This is a genomic window from Komagataeibacter diospyri (assembly GCF_043995075.1).
Lineage (GTDB): Bacteria > Pseudomonadota > Alphaproteobacteria > Acetobacterales > Acetobacteraceae > Komagataeibacter > Komagataeibacter diospyri.
In genome coordinates, this window is record NZ_CP171837.1 from 106,611 (window position 1) to 123,125 (window position 16,515).

Here is a 16,515-nt window from a genome sequence, read left to right on the forward strand (position 1 = left end):
GGCGTTTACGCATGTAGTTCTGCTTGCTCTTGGTTGGTTATCACCTTAACTCAACAGTCCTCTATGACAGAACCGGAAAACGCCTTACCTGTTGTTACGGCGGCTTTTGGAAAACTCAGCTCGCCTGGATTGCGCTGGCGGTCTTTCAACGTCTGTTTCGTCGTTATTCTTGCATTGGCCCGAATGTTCTGGCACAACAATGAGCGCGTGCCACGCCGTGGTCTGGCATGCATCCAAGGACGTATGTCGCATCCCCACTCCCATGCGTCGGCAAGACCTGAATTGGGGTGTCAGACGATCCAGATCCACGTCCTGTATCCGTCCGATAACAAGCAGAAAGGCAAGTCTCACGGGTTGACGACGTTGTCAGAATTGTCGGGTTGTAAGGCGGGAATATACGCAGCCCCGCGGACGATGGGGACGGCTGCTTCGCCGCTAAGCCTTAAGTTGGGTCATCACCCCTGCGATGTCGCCCATACCCCAGTGCTCTACGATCATGCCGTCGGCCACGCGAAAAATGTCACATGATGTGAAGCGCAATCGTCGACCTGTTGGCGCCACGCCGAAATAAACACCGGTTTGTGTGCCCTCATAAACGAAGCTTGCGGCTGCCATATCGCGGCTCACTACGCTTGCCTCGATTGTCACCTTCAAGTCCGGCAGCCCCTTTAGGCGTGCGGCAAAAAAAGCGACGCTGGCGTCCTTGGGCGTAACGTCAGGACGGGGAGCCGCAGCGGCGCTCAATTGGTGGTTAACGTAGTTCGAGGAAAATAATCTTGCGAAGGCATGAATGTCGTGTGCCGACAGCGTGGCCGCGAACTGTTCGATCATTTTCTGTCCATAAGGCGGTTCCTGTGCGTTGGCCGATGGAAGGTTGCCCGACTGAACTATGAGGCCAGCGAAGGACAAACCAGCCAAAAGATTTCTTCGATTCATCTGTAGACCCTTTCTACGCCCTAGGCTCAGGACTCATAGCCAGAAGATGACGGTTGCGGCGAGACAGATGGCGGAGAAGAAGACGGTGGGGCATCTGTCATAGCGGGTTGCGATCCGCCGCCAGTCCTTGAGCCTTCCGAACATAATCTCGATGCGGTTGCGTCTTTTGTATTTTCGCTTGTCGTATTTGACTGGCTTTCCGCGGGATCTCCGTCCTGGAATGCAGGGCCTGATCCCTTTTTCCTCCAAGGCATCCCGGAACCAGTCAGCATCATAACCCCGGTCCGCCAGCATCCACTGTGCCATAGGAAGGCTGTCCAGCAGAGCAGCGGCACCGGTGTAATCACTGACCTGTCCCGCCGTCATGAAGAAGCTCAGCGGTCGTCCGTTCTGATCCGTGACCGCATGCAGCTTCGTATTCATGCCACCTTTTGTCCGTCCGATCAGACGCCCTGGATCCCCTTTTTTAACCGCAGGCTTGAAGCCGTGCGATGTGCTTTGAGATAGGTCGCATCAATCATAATGGTCTGAGGCTCTGCTTTTTCGGCAGACAGGCCATCCATCATCCGCATGAAAATGCCCATGTCGCCCCAACGTTTCCAACGGTTGTAGAGCGTCTTGTGTGGGCCGTATTCCCGGGGCGCATCCCGCCAGCGCAGACCATTGCGGTTCACGAAAATGATGCCGCTCAGCACGCGGCGGTCATCAACACGAGGTTTGCCGTGGCTCTTGGGAAAAAACGGTCGCAGGCGTTCCATCTGATCGTCCGTCAGCCAAAACAGGTCGCTCATCTTCAGTCTCCTTGTAGAGCCTGAATCAAAATTCCCTACAAAAATCAATGGGTCCTGAGCCTAAGAAAGGGAATAGATCCGCGCGCCCGTGCGTATCCACGACAGACGCTTTCAAAGGAGGGGTACATTGGGAATGAAGCCTGTCACGCTACCCGCCGCAGGCATGCGCTGGCTCGGCGTTGTTGCTGCGCCGGTCACGCTTGCACTGGCATTTCTGTGGGCAGGCGGCTGGCTGACGCCTCATCGTCTGACACAGACCAGTCTGCTGAACGCGCTGCGTGAGGTAGATGGCGTGCATCCAGGATTTCGTCGCAACCATGCTAAAGGCATTTGCGTGGCGGGCTGGTTCGAAGGCAATGGCAACGCCACCCCTCTCTCTGCTGCATCCGTTCTGAACCGGGATCGTGTTCCTGTGATCGGACGCTTTGCACTCGCCGGCGGCATGCCTTTTCAGTCCGATGCGCCGGCAAAAGTTCGGAGTATGGCGCTGCGCTTCATGTTGCCCAACGGCCAGGAATGGCGCATGGGCCTTAACGACATCCCCGTTTTTCCCGTCCGGAGCGCGCAGGAATTTCGTGACCTCCAGCTCGCGTCGCGCCCAGATCCTGTGACCGGAAAGCCAGATCCCCTACGGATGAAGGCATTTGGTGCGAGTCGTCTGCAGGCGCAGAGGGCGATCGAGCAGGTCAGGCGTCGTCCCCTCACGTCGGGTTTTGCCGATGATAGCTATCGCAGTCTCGACAGTTTCTTGTTCGTGGCGGAGAACGGCACGAAGACAGCCGTACGCTGGACCATGGTGCCTGTGCAGCCTGTTGCGTCAGCCGACAGCCATCCAGACGCTCCCGATTACCTTTTCCGTCAATTGATCGATGACATTCATGTTCATCCTCTTCAATGGCGATTGATGGTGACGGTCGCAGGCAGCCAGGACGCTATTGACGACCCGAGTCAGAACTGGGCAGAAGGCGACCGGCAGATCGACGCGGGCACCCTGACTCTCATGACCATCGAAAGTGAGGAAGGTGGTTCCTGTACCGGCATCACATTTGATCCTCTGGTTTTGCCAGTAGGCGTAGCGCCGTCTGGTGATCCAATCCTTCAGGCTAGGTCGGCAGCCTACATGCGGTCATTTGCCTTGCGTTCCGGCGAAAAGCCAGGTGTTCCGGCCATCACTCCCGCCATGACGGCTCTCCCAACTGGAGTTGAAGAGAAAAAATCATGAGCAACATGACGTCATTTTCCCTGCTGTCACGCATCCTGCACTGGATGATGGCCATAATGATCCTTGGAATGCTGTTCGTCGGTGTATTTATGGCATCAACCGTCGGACCTGAATATCACCGCCTGATGACGCTGCATCGCCCATTGGGCATCGCGATCCTTTTGCTCGCGGTTGTGCGTCTGGCCAATCGCTTATGCTCCCCGCCTCCCTTGCTGTCGGCAGAACTTCCTTCCACGATGAGATTTGCGGCCAATGCATCGCATATTTCGCTATATGCGCTGATGATCGCCATGCCGCTTGTTGGTTGGGGTATGCTATCTGCCGGCGGCTACCCTATTCCGTTATGGGGACAGTCTATGCTTCTGCCGCCGATCCTGCCGCACAATCCAGTCCTTTGGGCACGGCTCCGCGCGACGCACACAGTGCTGGCTTTCCTTCTGTTCGGACTTGTGCTGCTTCACATCAGCGCCGCGCTATTTCATCGGCTGATCCTGCGCGACGGAGTCCTACAAAGTATGCTGACCCGTAAAAGTAGGTGCGATGGTGCCCTGGACTCTGACCGAATGTCTGGACGTTAGCCGCCACGGTCACTCCTGGTCATTCGCAGATTTCAATAAGAAAAAGGTATAAACGAGCGTGCTCGATTACGTACTGCATATGTTAGCGGACTGCCCGCTTCCCATTTTGCGTTTACTAAAGCCGAAAACGGGACGGCAGATTGCCAAAGCAGACCTTTTGCCTATTTATGGCGATATGAACAGCGTCATATAACCTCGCAGTCCCGAGACCTTTTGATTATTTTCTTATGATGTCGGCGTGGGATTCCGCCGTAAAGTAAAACGGGCTGAGTACTCGCGCATCTTCTCAGTTAAAGGCGTATCTCGAATGGCGCAGGTCGTAAACAGTTAGAAACAAAACCACTATAGGGAGAAAAAGTCCGAAACGTGAAATCTGTTCAATAATAGCCCCAAGCATTGAGGAAATAAAATAGCAAAGCCACGCGGCACCTGGAAGAAAAACTTCTTTGGGCGTCGGTCGTGTTCGCTCAAACCGCTTCCGATCGAGCCATACAGCTATATAACGGCCGATAAATCCATCCGCGAATTTAACCATGTTGTTCGTGACGACAAGTGTTTGCAGGGATACGCCGCCAAAACGGGTCAATGTTTCTCCTTGCATGCCTATGGCCAAGGCGACCAGTGGCAATTCTAGGAGGTTCTGCAGCGTCGGAGAGAGGCGCACGAAGGTTACGATAAGTAGGACCATTGCCATTAGCAGGAGTTCCCAGCATGGCCACTTCATGTATCGACGGATGAGGCTTGCACACATGCAGCCGCAGAAGAATGATCCGATCGCACTTCCCGTGAGCACAGCGTTCGACCAGTGATGTAGGGCAACAGACCGACCGAACTCTACCGTATTTCCCGTCATGATGCCCGGATAAATTCTTCCGACATCCATATAAACCGTTACCTCTACGAATGAGACAACAAACGTCAGTCCAACCACGCGGCGAAGCAAGACAGGCAATGGAGGTGACGGACGGCCACATTCTGGAGACTGCGTTGTCGACGCGACCGTCATTTCGCCTCGGCCGCAGAGAATTCCATGCGCAAGGCAGCCCCATGTTCGTCCAGGCGAGGCGCGGGCCCACGTTCATGCGGGTCCTCGTAGCCGCTGATTTTAACCGGATTGCCGGGCATCATGATGCCCCCTGCGTTGATCAACATGTTCCGTGCTGTCGTCTGAGGAAGCGCTGCAGCCTCGGCGATATCTAGCAATGGACCAACTGGTACTCCGCCCTTATGGATCACATCCAGCCAATGATCAGCTGGCTGTGTGGAAAGTACCTTTTCCAGTGCTTCCTTAAGGGCATCATTATTCGCCATCCGGTTATCGTTCTCGATAAATCGAGGATCCTCGGCTAATTCTGGCGCTCCAATGACTGTGCACAGAGCCTGGAAAAGAGAATCGTTGCCGCAACAGATGACAAAAGGCTTGTCCTGCGCCTGAAACACGTCGAAAGGTGCCATATAGGGGTGGCGGTTTCCAATTCTCGGAGGAGATTTTCCTGTGGCGGACCAGCACATCAACGCATGCTGAAGGAAAGCGAGCGTACCATCAAACATCGAGACGTCAATGTGCGCTCCCTGCCCCGTACGCTCTCGAGCATAGAGTGCGCTGGCGATGCCGCAGAACATGAAGACTCCGCCGCAGAGATCAGACAGCGATGTGCCGCCGACGCGAGTTGGCGGACCATCTGGAAAACCGGTTGCCATCATCATCCCACTCATTGCCTGCACAATTGTGTCGTAGGCGGGATAACGCGCGAGCGGCCCAGTCTGACCAAAACCGGATGATGACGCGTAGATCAGACGGGGATTGACCTTCTTCAGTTCTTCATAGGAGAAGCCAAGGCGATCCATCACGCCAGGCCGGAAGTTTTCCGCAAGAACATCGGCCTTCCGGACCATCCGGAGGAAGATAGCTCGGTCGGTGTCTTCCTTAAGGTTCAGTACAATGCTCTCTTTGCCGCGATTGACGAAAGAGAAATAGAGAGATTGGTCGTCGAGATACGGACCATAGGATCGCGTGTCGTCACCATGTCCTGGTGGTTCTATCTTAATGGTACGAGCACCGAGATCCGTCAGGATAGTGGTCCCGAAAGGACCGTTTAAAACATGGGTAAGATCAATTACAAGCAATCCGTCGAAAGGTCCTTTGGGATTGCTGATCGTGGGAGCATCGGTCATCACACCAGCTCATTTCGTGATTACGTTTGGGGAAACATTGCCGGTAGTGACGGCGCTCTGCGGATTAAGCTTGCTTAAATGCCCGCTTTCCGTACCGGCATGGGGGTCGATGACGCAATTGATTATGGCCGGCGTGCCAGCAGTCAGCGCAGCCTCTAAAACTTGCTTTAGTTCGTCGGGATTTTTTGCATTATATCCAGTTCCCCCAAACGCCTCTATAATCATTTCGTAGTGGGCTGATGGATCCAGACGCGTGACACCAGGATCTGTTCCGACACCCCGGTTCACGTCATCGCCCCGATAGATGCCACCATTGTTGAAGATGATCACGACGACCGGCAGCTTGTAGCGGCAGATCGTTTCTACCTCCATTCCGCTGAACCCAAAAGCGCTGTCGCCTTCAATTGCGACGATGGGCTTGCCCGTTGTTACGGCCGCTCCAATTGCGTATCCGAGGCCAACGCCCATCGTTCCCCAACTGCCTGGGTCGAGACGCCGACGGGGCAGATGCATATCAATGACGTTACGGGTCACGTCCAGCGTATTGGCGCCCTCGTTGACGAGGTAATAATCACGTCCCTCAAGTACACCCTTGATTGCGTTTAGCGCGGTGAAGAAATTCATGGGATCGGTGACTTTTGACAATCGTGAGGCCATTTTTGCGACATTCTGCTGGCGCTTTGCATCCAATACCGCGAGCCATGCAGGATCGGCCTTGACTCCTTTTTCCGCCAGAGCCGCATTGAGAGCGATCACGGCCTCGCCGATATCCCCAGGCAGAGGGGCAGCAATAGGACGATTGCTGTCAAACTCGCTCGGATTGGCTTCTATCTGGATAAATTGCACGGTAGGAGACCATTGTGGCGGCTTGCCATGAGCAAGCATCCAGTTGAGCCGAGCACCGATAAGCAGCACTACATCGGCCTGACTGAGTGCAAGCGACCTCGCCGATGCGGCTGACGAATGGTGTCCGTCCGGCAGCAGGCCCTTTGCCATTGACATCGGTAGAAACGGAATGCCGGTCTTTTCGACTAGATCCCGGATGGGTGTGTCAGCCTGAGCATACGCAGCACCTTTTCCGAGGAGGATGAGCGGACGCTTCGCCTGCGCCAACAAGGTAGCGGCCCGTTCAACTGCCTCTATCGTTGGGCGCTGAGGAGCCGCAGCGTGAACGACCTTAACCAGAGACGCGCTGCCTACCTGAGCGTCAACTGTGGAACTGAGCACAGCGGCAGGAAGGTCAAGATAGACGCCTCCAGGACGGCCAGACAACGCCGTGCGGATGGCGCGCGCAACTCCAGTGCCAATGTCCTCAGGTCGATCTACGCGGTAAGCGGCTTTCGCGAAAGGCTTGGCCGCATTCATCTGATCGAGCTCTTCGTAATCCCCCTGCTGGAGGTCAACGATGGCTCTATTACTCGAACCGCTAATGAGGATCATCGGGAAGCCATTGGTGTTGGCGTTCGCCAAGGCTGCCAGCCCGTTAAGGAATCCCGGAGCAGAGGTCGTCAGGCAAACACCAGGCTGCTTCGTCAAATAGCCTGCGATCGCCGCAGCATAGCCCGAGGGCTGCTCGTGTCGAAAGCTGATAAACCGCATGCCCTCGGCCTGACTAAGGCGCGCAAGATCGGTTATTGGAATCCCCACAACACCAAACATCGTGGTAATCCCGTTCAGCTTGAGGGCTTCGATTACGAGATGAAAACCGTCGGTGAGCGCACCGGGCGCCGTCTGGTCGGTCATATATCTTTCTCCGCCCTCGCCTGGTCGCATCATGATGAGACCAGGCGAGGAACTATGGTTTTCTGATGCGGTCGCGGACTACAGTAGATCCGTTAGGCACAAGTGATTTTTTTTGCCCTGAGATCTTTAATATCATCAGCGCTGTAGCCGAGTTCTGCAAGAACCTCATCAGTATGTTCGCCCAGTAGTGGTGCGGGCTTAATGTCAGGCGTAAACCCGCTGAATTTGATTGGGTTGATCGTCAAAAACGATCCACGCTGAGGCTGCTGTACTTCGACAATGGTGCCAGATTCGCGCAAATCGGGAGCTTCGGCTATTTCCTTCATGGAAAGTACGGGCGAACACGGTATGCGATATTGAGCAAGATGCGCTACCGCTTCATATTTTGTCTTATCAGCGATGACATTTTCAATTGCGGCGAATATCTCGAACATATGAGGCTCACGCGCCTTCGCCGTGCTGTAGTTCGGATCTGTAGCCCATTCTGGCTTGCCAATTGCTTCGCACGTCGGTCCCCAGTCCTGCTCCTGCACAGTACAGTAGATATACGCGTTCTCGTCCGTCTCCCATCCCTTGCATTTGAGAATCCAGCCAGGCTGGCCGCCGCCGCCCGCGTTACCGCCGCGAGGTACCGTATTCCCGAACTTGCCGTCCGGATATTGCGGGTATTCTTCGAGATACCCGACACGCTCTAACCTTTGCTGATCACGCAGCTTCACGCGACAAAGATTAAGCACAGCATCCTGCATCGAGACGCTGATCTTCTGGCCTTTCCCGGTTCGCTCTCGGCCAAAAAGCGCGGCCAAAACGCCGATTAGCAAGTGGTTGCCGGTATTGCTGTCGCCCAGCGCTGCAGCGCTAACAAGAGGACCGTTGTTGTTACCGGATGCTTGGGCATCAACATGCGGGGCGCCGTTCCAATATCCCGTTGTGGATGCCGCCCCACCGGCACACTGAGCGACATTTTCATAGGCGCTGACCGCTGCCCAGGGAGAATTATCTCCGAATCCTTTAACGGTTCCGTAGATCAGGCGCGGGTTAAGTTTCTGGAGGTATTCCCACGAAAAACCCATTCGCTCCATGGCACCAGGCCGGAAATTTTCCAGCAGAATATCTGCCCACTGAAGGCATTTTTCGAACACCGCTTTACCTTCGGGGGTCTTGGTATTCAGTTCGATGGAGCGCTTGTTACAATTAAGCATTGTGAAATACAGCGCGTCTACGTCAGGAATGTCACGCAACTGACGGCGCGTGATGTCGCCGACACCGACACGCTCAATCTTGATAACGTCTGCTCCGTACCACGCTAACAACTGCGCAGCTGATGGAACTGACTGTACCCCTCCAAAATCAATTACTTTGATTCCGTCAAGGGGCTTTAAGTTCGATGACGTCGTAACCATGGTTTTCACCCTTTATGCCAACTGGGCACGTTGAGCAGCGACTAGCAGTTTTGCTGGCGGCACTTTCGATGCATGCAGAAAACGAGATTATCATGGCTCTGTCCAGCAATCTTTTGACACATATCAATACCGTCGTGAATATAAATTATGTGATGTTTTTATGGGTGAAAAAAACCGTTTTAAATCGTCGCCATCGATGCCAGCGGAACGCTCCAGACATATTCCTACCCGCGCATCGCACAAATTATGAGACCCGAATTACAAATATCCGAGGAAGCAATATTTCACGGACATCCAAAAAATGTGCAGGTGTCATGCTGATAAAGCGGATTTTTTCTGGATCAAACGCGCACCAGTTTAGTTGGCCTTCCGATGCTTACCGATCACAAAAAGCGCCCTGACTCACGGCTGAAAAAGGGGGGCGGTTTTTTTGTTTCACGCAAGTTGCATAATTTTCGTCCCCGCATGTTGTACTTATCGGGGGGATTCTGTCGTCATCGGCGTCAGTCGAAGGACGGCAGCAATATGAGGGAGGGGGCGCGAGTTTGATAGCAATATTTTTGGCGACAACCGGGTGTTCTCGGTGCCAGCGTCTTCATTGCTCTTACAGTCTTGCGGCATTATGGAGTATCGATGGCGTGTCCATCATTGATCGGTAGAGTTTGTTAAAAGCCAGATGGCTGTGTGGTGGGTGCCGAACGCTAATCCATAATGTTCCGCTTGCTACCGTGTGAGCGTGGCGAGGCATATGTTTTATGAGCGAGCGAGTAAGGACGTATCTTTGATGGCCGATAGAACCGTTAACACTATGAATTCGGAATCCACTGACGATATACCGGTCTTCCACGGACGAAGACACCGCAGGACATTTGAGAAACTAATTGCAGAAGCAGAAAAATCTACGGAGACGGTTTCCTACGCAGTAGTGTGGCCGTGTGATAGTCATGCCTTGGCTGGTGCGGTTGTTGCCGCAAAACGCGGAATTATCAGACCCATTCTCATCGGAGACATAGGGCGAATTCGTGAAGTCGCGCAGTGCTCCGGGATAGAGACAGACGGAATTGATATGCTGGAGGCCCGCGATCCTGGCGAGGCCGCAAAGCTGGCTGTGAAGGCGGTACACTCGGGGCACGCGCATGGCATAATGAAAGGGAGCATCCATACCGATATTTTAATGCATGAAATCGTAGATCCCGAAAATGGCCTCCTAACGACACGTCGAATGAGCCACGTTTACCTTCTCACCGTGCCAGGATACAAAGACGTTATTTTTATTACTGATGCAGCGGTAAATATTTCTCCGGACTTGGCTGCCAAGCGGGATATTGTCCAAAATGCGATAGATCTTCATCATGGTCTGGGGCTAGGTGTTCCGCGAGTGGCCTTACTTTCTGCGATCGAAACGGTTAATCCGCGGGTCCTGGGCACAGTCGACGCCGCTGCCCTTTGCAAAATGGCGGAGCGTGGACAGATTAAAGGGGCGCTTTTGGATGGCCCTCTTGCGATGGACAATGCGATCGACAAAAGTGCGGCGAGAATAAAAGGAATTGTTTCTAAAGTGGCGGGACATGCCCAAATCCTTGTCGCGCCCGACCTTGAAGCGGGTAACATGCTCGCCAAAAGCCTTATTTTTATGGCGCATGCAGATTCTGCTGGCGTCGTTTTAGGTGCGAAGGTGCCTATACTGCTTACCAGTCGAGCAGATAATGTTGTTGCGCGTCTCACGTCTGCTGCAGTTGGGTCCTTGTATTCAGCGTATTTGCAGAAGACGAATCATATCGAGAACTAGACCGGTAGGAATCGGAAACGCACGTTCTGAAGAGATGCTGGCATAATCTGTGCACACCCATATTGAAGGAATGCTGTGCAAATCATAATCTGCTCTCGCGGTACGATTCACCCGTCGCGCGTAGTCCTTGCCAAACAAGCGACCAGATACGTAGTTGCTCATCACGGTACGTTCGATTAGAAAAACCGCCCCAAAGGGCGGTCACATTCCGCGGGAGAATGTTAGGGAAATAAAAAATCTGATACGGAGCAAGTTATATAGAGCTTGCCTGTTAGACTGCGGTCTCGGCGCTTACAGCTGCGACAGTAAAAGTTACCGGAGTATTGTGGGTAGACTGAGCTACAAAAAGTTCTTTCGCCGCCAGGAGAATTGCGCAAAACCCACAAAATAGGCCCTCGTATCCCGCCACGACCGTCAACGTCGGCTGTTCGAGGAGTTCGCCACAGCCCAGCAGCACAAATAGCAGCATCAGGCTGGCGAACACCACTTGATTCATGCGCGAGGCATGCAGCGTTCCGATCGTCATGATAGCGGTAAACAGACCCCACATCAGGAGATAGCTGCCCATCAGGCTAGGCGAAGACGCAGGTGCAAGGCCCCAATGGGGCAGAATCTGCAGCGCGACCAGCGATACCCAGAACGCGCCGTAGGACATGAATGCTGTCATACCGAATGTATTGTTGTTGAAATATTCCAAAAGGCCTGCGACGAACTGGGTAGCCCCGCCAAATACTAGTCCCATAGCAAGGATCGCTCCGCCCATTGGCACGATTTGGGCGTTATGTAGATTGAGCAAGACGGTAGTCATGCCAAACCCCATGAGGCCCAGAGGACCAGGATCTGCGTTTGTTTGGTTATGGGCCATGTCGGTTTTCCAGTCTGTGATGGATGAAATATGTCAAAGTATGTCACGAGGCCACAGACACGCATATTAAATTATGGGTTAGAGGAACCTGCTGTTTATCCAAACAACGGATACGAGACAGGGCCGTATACACCTTGAGGCTCCATAAGCGCCGCACGGGTGCATGATATGTTGCTACGGCCCGATTGCTCTCATCGGTGAATTATAGAGTCGAGCCGACTGGTGCACTTCCATCGGTAATGGGTCTCTGTAGCATCTATGATGTCTCGGTCGGCCTGCCGAAAATATTATGATCTCATTTTTCTCTTATTAACGGCGGTTTCTGCGACAAAGGGTAATAGTGATGCGTGCGGGGTAGCGAACCTTTAGTTCTTCCGGTTCACGCGGGGTTGACGGCGACGCGATTCCTTCATACTGGCGATTCAGAAATAGGCCGCGCTGTGTCGTGCAGGAAGGAAGTCTCAGTCTTGTCCCATCGATATCTGTTGGAAGTTGCGGCTACTCTGTCCGTCTCATTGTTCGCGACGGTTGCGCAAGCGCAGAGCGTGCCCGCCGTCAGGCTGAACGGTGTCACCATCCAGCCGTATGCCACGAATCAACTTGACGTCGGCGGTTTTGCCGATGCCGGTCCTGCACATGTGGGAACAGGGGCGCGAGCGGCACGTCTGCGCGATGGGGTACGCGTGAACATTCGTAAACAGGTTGAAATCGGGGCGATTTGGGATTTCGGTCCGGCCCCCGGCGGTCCAATGCGTCTGTTTGAAGGACAGGTATCATATGTAGGCTTAAAGCACTTCGTATTTACTGCAGGTATTTTTAAACCGAGCTTCGGCCTGGAGTCCATGCAGGCACAGGGCGATACCGTATTTATCGAACGTTCAAGCGTTTCAACCATCACGCGTGATCTTGCGACGGGCATAGAACGCCAAGCCGTCCAGGCGGAGACCTATGGCGACCGCTACCATTTTGCGATTTCGGCCACCGCAGGCACATCGGGACCGGGGGAGAATGGAAACCAGCGAGCGATGGCGTTTCGTCTCGTAGGCCTGCCAGTCCGCAGTCGTTCCCTGTTGTTCCATCTTGGTCTATCAGGAGAGTGGATATTTCGCCCCGCTTCAGCTAAGGGCGCAGACCCGACTTTGGCGTTGTCGGATAATCCCGAACTGGATCCTGGCACGGTATCGAAATACCTTGATACGGGGGAAATTGGCGCCAGCAGTGGCGGTGCGTTTGGCGTTGAGGCCGCTGTCGCGTGGAAAAGGTTACTTTTTCAAGGGGAAGGTTATGACATCCTGCTCGACACCAGCTCCCGGACCGGCGGCGAACTACTGCATTTTGACGGCTGGTATGATCAGTTAGGCTACACCATCAACGGCCGACCGCGGCAATGGAAAGCACGCTCGGCAGCCTTCTCCTCTCCCTCATGCGATACCCATCAGACGGTGCTTTGCAATGGATATGGCATATTGGAGGTCGCCGCACGTTATTCGCAGGTGGACCTCCAGTCGGGCCCCGTTGACGGTGGGAACCAGCAGACCGGCTCAGTGGTCGTGAACTGGTGGCCAACAGCGATTGTCCGCATGACCCTGCAGTATGAATACGGGGAGATCAGCGGCGGCAAGGACCCAGAACATCTCCAGGGCATCATGTCGCTATTTCAAGTGAAGTTTTGATAGAGGTCGCCTTTCTGACAAGCGGAATTCCAGTAGGTCACCCTGCGGCAGCATTTCCCCCGGGCTCGGTGTCCGGCAGGCGCCTTTCAAAGCAATTGATTACTGATAACTACGCATTGAACAACGGATCGCACGGCTTTATTGGGCAGATTACGGTGCAGGAAGTTACTCTTTGAACTCGCTGACGTTGCTCGCCGTTAAAAAATTGCGCGGGGCGTTATCGCCCGTCATGGGAATCCAGATGGCGACGAATTCGGACAAATTTTCGGCTGGCCGAACCGGCGGGGAACGCTTCTTTGAACAGTGGGGGCACTATCCGGTAATTCTTGATTTGTCAGATCAGTCACTAGACAACCAGCCGGGCCAGCTGTTTTGTCACGGTGGGCCCCGTTCGCTTGAGAACAGCCGGAATCATAAAGTCACAGCGCATTCTATGAGCACTACAAGTCGTTGTCGCCCGTTCCTGCTGCAACCGCGGGCTGTAAATGGCCGCATAGCCATGTGAGTTCAGAGTGCAGCAGTTGGTATTCGATCCTGCCAAATGCGTTAGCTGATTATATGGTCAAGTCTGTGTCCCCGGTGCTCAGACAGGAAAGCTAGTTTGTCCGAAGGAGCGTTTCCTTTTTAGCCACGGTCTGCCCATTGCAGTTCGATGTCACAATCTAATGGTCCTGATGCTAGCGATTGTCAGCCGCCCGTTCGATTACGCCAGAAGCGAGAATAGAGACTTCGTATAGCAGCATCAACGGGACAGCCAACGACACTTGAGTAATCACATCGGGAGGAGTGATTATGGCGGCGATGGCGAACGAACCCACGCAGGCATAGCGCCGAAATCTCCTTAAGTGACTTCCCTTTATGAGTCCGAGATAACATAGAGCTGACAAAATCACGGGTAATTCAAAGGCAGCACCAAAAGCCGTAACGATTTGCATCACAAGGCTTAAGTATTCGGAGATTTTGGCCTGAAGTTGTATTTGAGTGCCATCAGGGCCTCCTGCGGCCTGGAATGAAAGAAAAAATTTCCATGCCAGCGGCAGCACCACAAAATATGCCAAAGCGGCTCCCAACAAAAAAAATAGGGGGACTGATATTAATAAAGTCGCAAAGGCCCGCTTCTCCTTGGGATAGAGTCCGGGCGATACGAACATCCAGACCTGCAACAACACAAATGGTATGGATATAAATACGGAAGAAAATATTGAAAGCCTTATGTATGTAAAAAAAGCTTCGCTTAGTGCAGTAAAAATGAGCTGGGGATGATCGCCTTCACGGCGCAGTAAGGCTGTTAATGGCTCTGCGACAAAGTCATATATCCTGTCTGAAAAATGGTAACAGAATATAAAACAGGCCACGATACTGCATAGTGACCAAATTAGGCGCCGCCTGAGTTCTGAGATATGCTCCCATATGCTTACGGGGCTGTCTGCCAGGCGGGCGGTTTGAACATGGTCCATCATAAAATCTCCGAAGCAGAAGCTTATTTCTGCTCATGAGGCGGAACATGATCTGGCGGCAGTACCGCGTTGACCCGCTCGGCGTGGTCTGCCATCACGTTCGTTGTGTTGTGCGTGGACATCGCCACGATGACTTTTTTTTGCTCGGCGCCAGATCTATATTCGGTCTGTGGCTGAAGACAATCCATGATGCGACGGGGATCAACTGACTGCTCGAATGATCGCACTTGGTTTCGAATTTCGCTGAGTTCTAGTTCTCTACTGATGTCAGAAATCCTTTGGACAAACTCACCACGCAATTCACCTATTTTTTTTCGGGCTTCCTTTAGACCGCGCATGATGACAGGCAGATCTTCTGGCCGCAGAAGCATTACGCTGAGCCCTGCTACCACCAAAATTTCGCTCCACGAAAGTCCAAACATGTATTTTTGTCCTTTTTACCTGCAGTTCTGGTGATCGACAGAACTTTTTTAGGTTGGTCCATTCGTGGCCTCTCAGACGTCAATAGTTTCGGCCACACTCCTAGTCATATGGAAACCCGCTCTCCAACATATCCCTTTTCAGCGAGAAATCTGTGGTGCCATAGATGACGGGCACCAGCGTCGCACCGAGCAATTAGACGGCTCCGCACGGCGAGAATCATGTGGATTGTCGTAGGAACCCGCGCAGGCAGCGATCGCCTCACGCCAGCGTTCCACGATGTAAAGGGATCGTTTGCCTGTGCTTTATGGCAATACGCAGCGCGGAGAATTCTTAATCAAATGTGAACCTATAGTTGGCTTCATAAGGCACTCCGAAGCTGAGGTCCTCTAGCGTACACGTACCTGACAATGCCCCGCCCATGGTCTGCACGCGGTCGACGTAGCGCGCGCCACTAAGCAGTCCCCTGCCCCCATGTTGCGTAACCTTCAAATGCAATTGCGGCACGTCGGTATGCCTCGCCGACTGTGTCACCTCCATTACGGTGGCTCGAACGGATGACCCATCAGATAGTAACCAACTCGGGCCGGCCGAATGTATCCCATAGTACACATACCCTTCGAATAATTCTGCCGCTGGTTCGTCGAGCTTCCATTCTAATGCTCCTGTCGCCGATCGGTGGCATACATATATTTGTTGCCCCTCAGCATGGAGCATGAATTCCTTTCGCGGTGCTCCACGGGAGGTAGGTTGTCGAGACATGGCAGCACCAGAAGGAAGTAGAAGGGCTACAAGAATTCCACATCGAAGTATAAAACGTATGGGGGCGAGACTGTGACAATTCGTTGGATGAAAGATCATGCCGTTCTCACAACAATCGGACGCTCCTTTGTAACCACATTGCCGTCCTGTCACGAAGGGACAGCCTCTTTGTTGATATGCTCAGTGACTACAGGGCGCTTATCCTCCAGCGAGGTCGGCGGATCGTCGGTGCTAAGATCGCTGATCTCCTTACGGAAGACCTTGAGACCCCTCCCAAGATCACCCATCGTAGATGAAAGGCGTTTCCCTCCACCAAAAAGAACGAGGACCACGCCGAAAACGAGTGCCCAGTGCCAGATACTAAATGAACCCATATTTTATCTCCTCAGTGTTATGCGCGCGCCATCGGTTGATTGGGCCGACCGGGAATAACAGGCCGCACCGACATGGAAGTTCCTCGTCTCTACGCGGGTTTCGTCTCATGACTCGCGCATGGGGATGAGGAACTCGCCGCTGCACCTGGAAGCACCATGAGCGCATAATATTGAGGTCGCCATTGTACTTAGGTTTAGTGAGTCAAAAATTGCGGCAATCCAGACGGTGGCTGTTGATGTGTCGCATGCGGCTCTCCGTGCCATAAATGAACATCATCTCATGTGAACCGCGATCGACAGGAATGGGCGTGCGGATTGGGACGCACC

The 16,515-nt window shown here is 53.5% G+C and carries 15 protein-coding genes; 4 read left to right on the plus strand and 11 right to left on the minus strand.

Annotation, left to right across the window (positions count from 1 at the left end; translation table 11 throughout):
- Positions 1–435 precede the first annotated feature (435 nt).
- Complete coding sequence (locus ACE2AA_RS16890) at positions 436–831, minus strand: ester cyclase (RefSeq protein WP_395372493.1); 396 nt, start codon at positions 829–831, stop codon at positions 436–438.
- A gap of 138 nt (positions 832–969) precedes the next feature.
- Positions 970–1,727 (minus strand): IS5 family transposase gene (locus tag ACE2AA_RS16895; protein ID WP_395372544.1). Its coding sequence is split into 2 segments (ribosomal slippage): positions 970–1,406 and positions 1,406–1,727, totalling 759 coding nucleotides; the frame shifts between segments, so codons are not numbered across the junction.
- 133 nt (positions 1,728–1,860) lie between these two features.
- Here ACE2AA_RS16895 and ACE2AA_RS16900 point away from each other — a divergent pair.
- Both ACE2AA_RS16900 and ACE2AA_RS16905 read left to right on the plus strand, forming a co-directional pair.
- The gene (locus ACE2AA_RS16900) at positions 1,861–2,949 is read left to right on the plus strand and encodes a catalase family peroxidase (protein ID WP_395372494.1); all 1,089 of its coding nucleotides are present in this window, start codon (positions 1,861–1,863) and stop codon (positions 2,947–2,949) included.
- Positions 2,946–3,527, plus strand: coding sequence for a cytochrome b (locus tag ACE2AA_RS16905; RefSeq protein WP_395372496.1), 582 nt, complete (start codon positions 2,946–2,948; stop codon positions 3,525–3,527). Before ACE2AA_RS16900 ends, ACE2AA_RS16905 begins: the two co-directional genes overlap by 4 nt.
- A gap of 286 nt (positions 3,528–3,813) precedes the next feature.
- On the opposite strand, the gene ACE2AA_RS16910 is transcribed toward ACE2AA_RS16905, so the two are convergent.
- From ACE2AA_RS16910 to frc, 4 genes are all read right to left on the minus strand, one after another.
- Positions 3,814–4,533: a YoaK family protein gene (locus tag ACE2AA_RS16910; protein WP_395372498.1), complete on the minus strand. Its 720-nt coding sequence runs from the start codon at positions 4,531–4,533 to the stop codon at positions 3,814–3,816.
- Positions 4,530–5,702: a CoA:oxalate CoA-transferase gene (gene yfdE, locus ACE2AA_RS16915; RefSeq protein ID WP_395372499.1), complete on the minus strand. Its 1,173-nt coding sequence runs from the start codon at positions 5,700–5,702 to the stop codon at positions 4,530–4,532. The genes ACE2AA_RS16910 and yfdE overlap by 4 nt, the downstream gene beginning before the upstream one ends.
- A 9-nt stretch (positions 5,703–5,711) precedes the next feature.
- Entirely contained in the window at positions 5,712–7,445 is a 1,734-nt protein-coding gene (oxc, locus tag ACE2AA_RS16920) for an oxalyl-CoA decarboxylase (RefSeq protein WP_395372501.1), read from the minus strand.
- 92 nt (positions 7,446–7,537) lie between these two features.
- Complete coding sequence (frc, locus tag ACE2AA_RS16925) at positions 7,538–8,848, minus strand: formyl-CoA transferase (protein ID WP_395372503.1); 1,311 nt, start codon at positions 8,846–8,848, stop codon at positions 7,538–7,540.
- Between the two features lie 808 nt (positions 8,849–9,656).
- On the opposite strand from frc, the gene ACE2AA_RS16930 reads away from it, so the two are divergent.
- Complete coding sequence (locus ACE2AA_RS16930) at positions 9,657–10,637, plus strand: bifunctional enoyl-CoA hydratase/phosphate acetyltransferase (RefSeq protein WP_395372546.1); 981 nt, start codon at positions 9,657–9,659, stop codon at positions 10,635–10,637.
- 271 nt (positions 10,638–10,908) lie between these two features.
- Here ACE2AA_RS16930 and ACE2AA_RS16935 read toward each other — a convergent pair whose 3' ends face one another.
- Positions 10,909–11,502, minus strand: coding sequence for an acetate uptake transporter (locus ACE2AA_RS16935; protein WP_395372504.1), 594 nt, complete (start codon positions 11,500–11,502; stop codon positions 10,909–10,911).
- A gap of 515 nt (positions 11,503–12,017) precedes the next feature.
- Between ACE2AA_RS16935 and ACE2AA_RS16940 the strand changes: the two genes are divergently transcribed.
- A complete protein-coding gene (locus tag ACE2AA_RS16940) occupies positions 12,018–13,175 on the plus strand; it encodes an OprO/OprP family phosphate-selective porin (RefSeq protein ID WP_395372548.1) in 1,158 nt (385 codons plus the stop codon).
- A 677-nt stretch (positions 13,176–13,852) separates the two neighbouring features.
- Here the strand turns inward: ACE2AA_RS16940 and tatC are convergent.
- The 4 genes from tatC to ACE2AA_RS16960 form a co-directional block, all read right to left on the minus strand.
- Positions 13,853–14,635: a twin-arginine translocase subunit TatC gene (gene tatC, locus ACE2AA_RS16945; RefSeq protein ID WP_395372506.1), complete on the minus strand. Its 783-nt coding sequence runs from the start codon at positions 14,633–14,635 to the stop codon at positions 13,853–13,855.
- A gap of 20 nt (positions 14,636–14,655) precedes the next feature.
- The gene (locus tag ACE2AA_RS16950; protein ID WP_395372508.1) at positions 14,656–15,054 is read right to left on the minus strand and encodes a twin-arginine translocase TatA/TatE family subunit; all 399 of its coding nucleotides are present in this window, start codon (positions 15,052–15,054) and stop codon (positions 14,656–14,658) included.
- Between the two features lie 331 nt (positions 15,055–15,385).
- Entirely contained in the window at positions 15,386–15,913 is a 528-nt protein-coding gene (locus ACE2AA_RS16955; protein WP_395372509.1) for a DUF3455 domain-containing protein, read from the minus strand.
- A 50-nt stretch (positions 15,914–15,963) separates the two neighbouring features.
- Positions 15,964–16,188, minus strand: coding sequence for a twin-arginine translocase TatA/TatE family subunit (locus ACE2AA_RS16960; protein ID WP_159264293.1), 225 nt, complete (start codon positions 16,186–16,188; stop codon positions 15,964–15,966).
- Positions 16,189–16,515: the final 327 nt, after the last annotated feature.

Excerpts from the sequence above, each read along its gene's own strand:
- tatC (WP_395372506.1), bottom strand. The coding sequence starts at position 14,635 with ATGATGGACCATGTTCAAACCGCCCGCCTGGCAGACAGCCCCGTAAGC.
- ACE2AA_RS16890 (WP_395372493.1), bottom strand. The coding sequence starts at position 831 with ATGATCGAACAGTTCGCGGCCACGCTGTCGGCACACGACATTCATGCC.
- yfdE (WP_395372499.1), bottom strand. The coding sequence starts at position 5,702 with ATGACCGATGCTCCCACGATCAGCAATCCCAAAGGACCTTTCGACGGA.
- ACE2AA_RS16930 (WP_395372546.1), top strand. The coding sequence starts at position 9,657 with ATGAATTCGGAATCCACTGACGATATACCGGTCTTCCACGGACGAAGA.
- ACE2AA_RS16910 (WP_395372498.1), bottom strand. The coding sequence starts at position 4,533 with ATGACGGTCGCGTCGACAACGCAGTCTCCAGAATGTGGCCGTCCGTCA.
- ACE2AA_RS16905 (WP_395372496.1), top strand. The coding sequence starts at position 2,946 with ATGAGCAACATGACGTCATTTTCCCTGCTGTCACGCATCCTGCACTGG.
- oxc (WP_395372501.1), bottom strand. The coding sequence starts at position 7,445 with ATGACCGACCAGACGGCGCCCGGTGCGCTCACCGACGGTTTTCATCTC.
- ACE2AA_RS16955 (WP_395372509.1), bottom strand. The coding sequence starts at position 15,913 with ATGATCTTTCATCCAACGAATTGTCACAGTCTCGCCCCCATACGTTTT.
- ACE2AA_RS16900 (WP_395372494.1), top strand. The coding sequence starts at position 1,861 with ATGAAGCCTGTCACGCTACCCGCCGCAGGCATGCGCTGGCTCGGCGTT.
- ACE2AA_RS16960 (WP_159264293.1), bottom strand. The coding sequence starts at position 16,188 with ATGGGTTCATTTAGTATCTGGCACTGGGCACTCGTTTTCGGCGTGGTC.
- frc (WP_395372503.1), bottom strand. The coding sequence starts at position 8,848 with ATGGTTACGACGTCATCGAACTTAAAGCCCCTTGACGGAATCAAAGTA.
- ACE2AA_RS16935 (WP_395372504.1), bottom strand. The coding sequence starts at position 11,502 with ATGGCCCATAACCAAACAAACGCAGATCCTGGTCCTCTGGGCCTCATG.
- ACE2AA_RS16950 (WP_395372508.1), bottom strand. The coding sequence starts at position 15,054 with ATGTTTGGACTTTCGTGGAGCGAAATTTTGGTGGTAGCAGGGCTCAGC.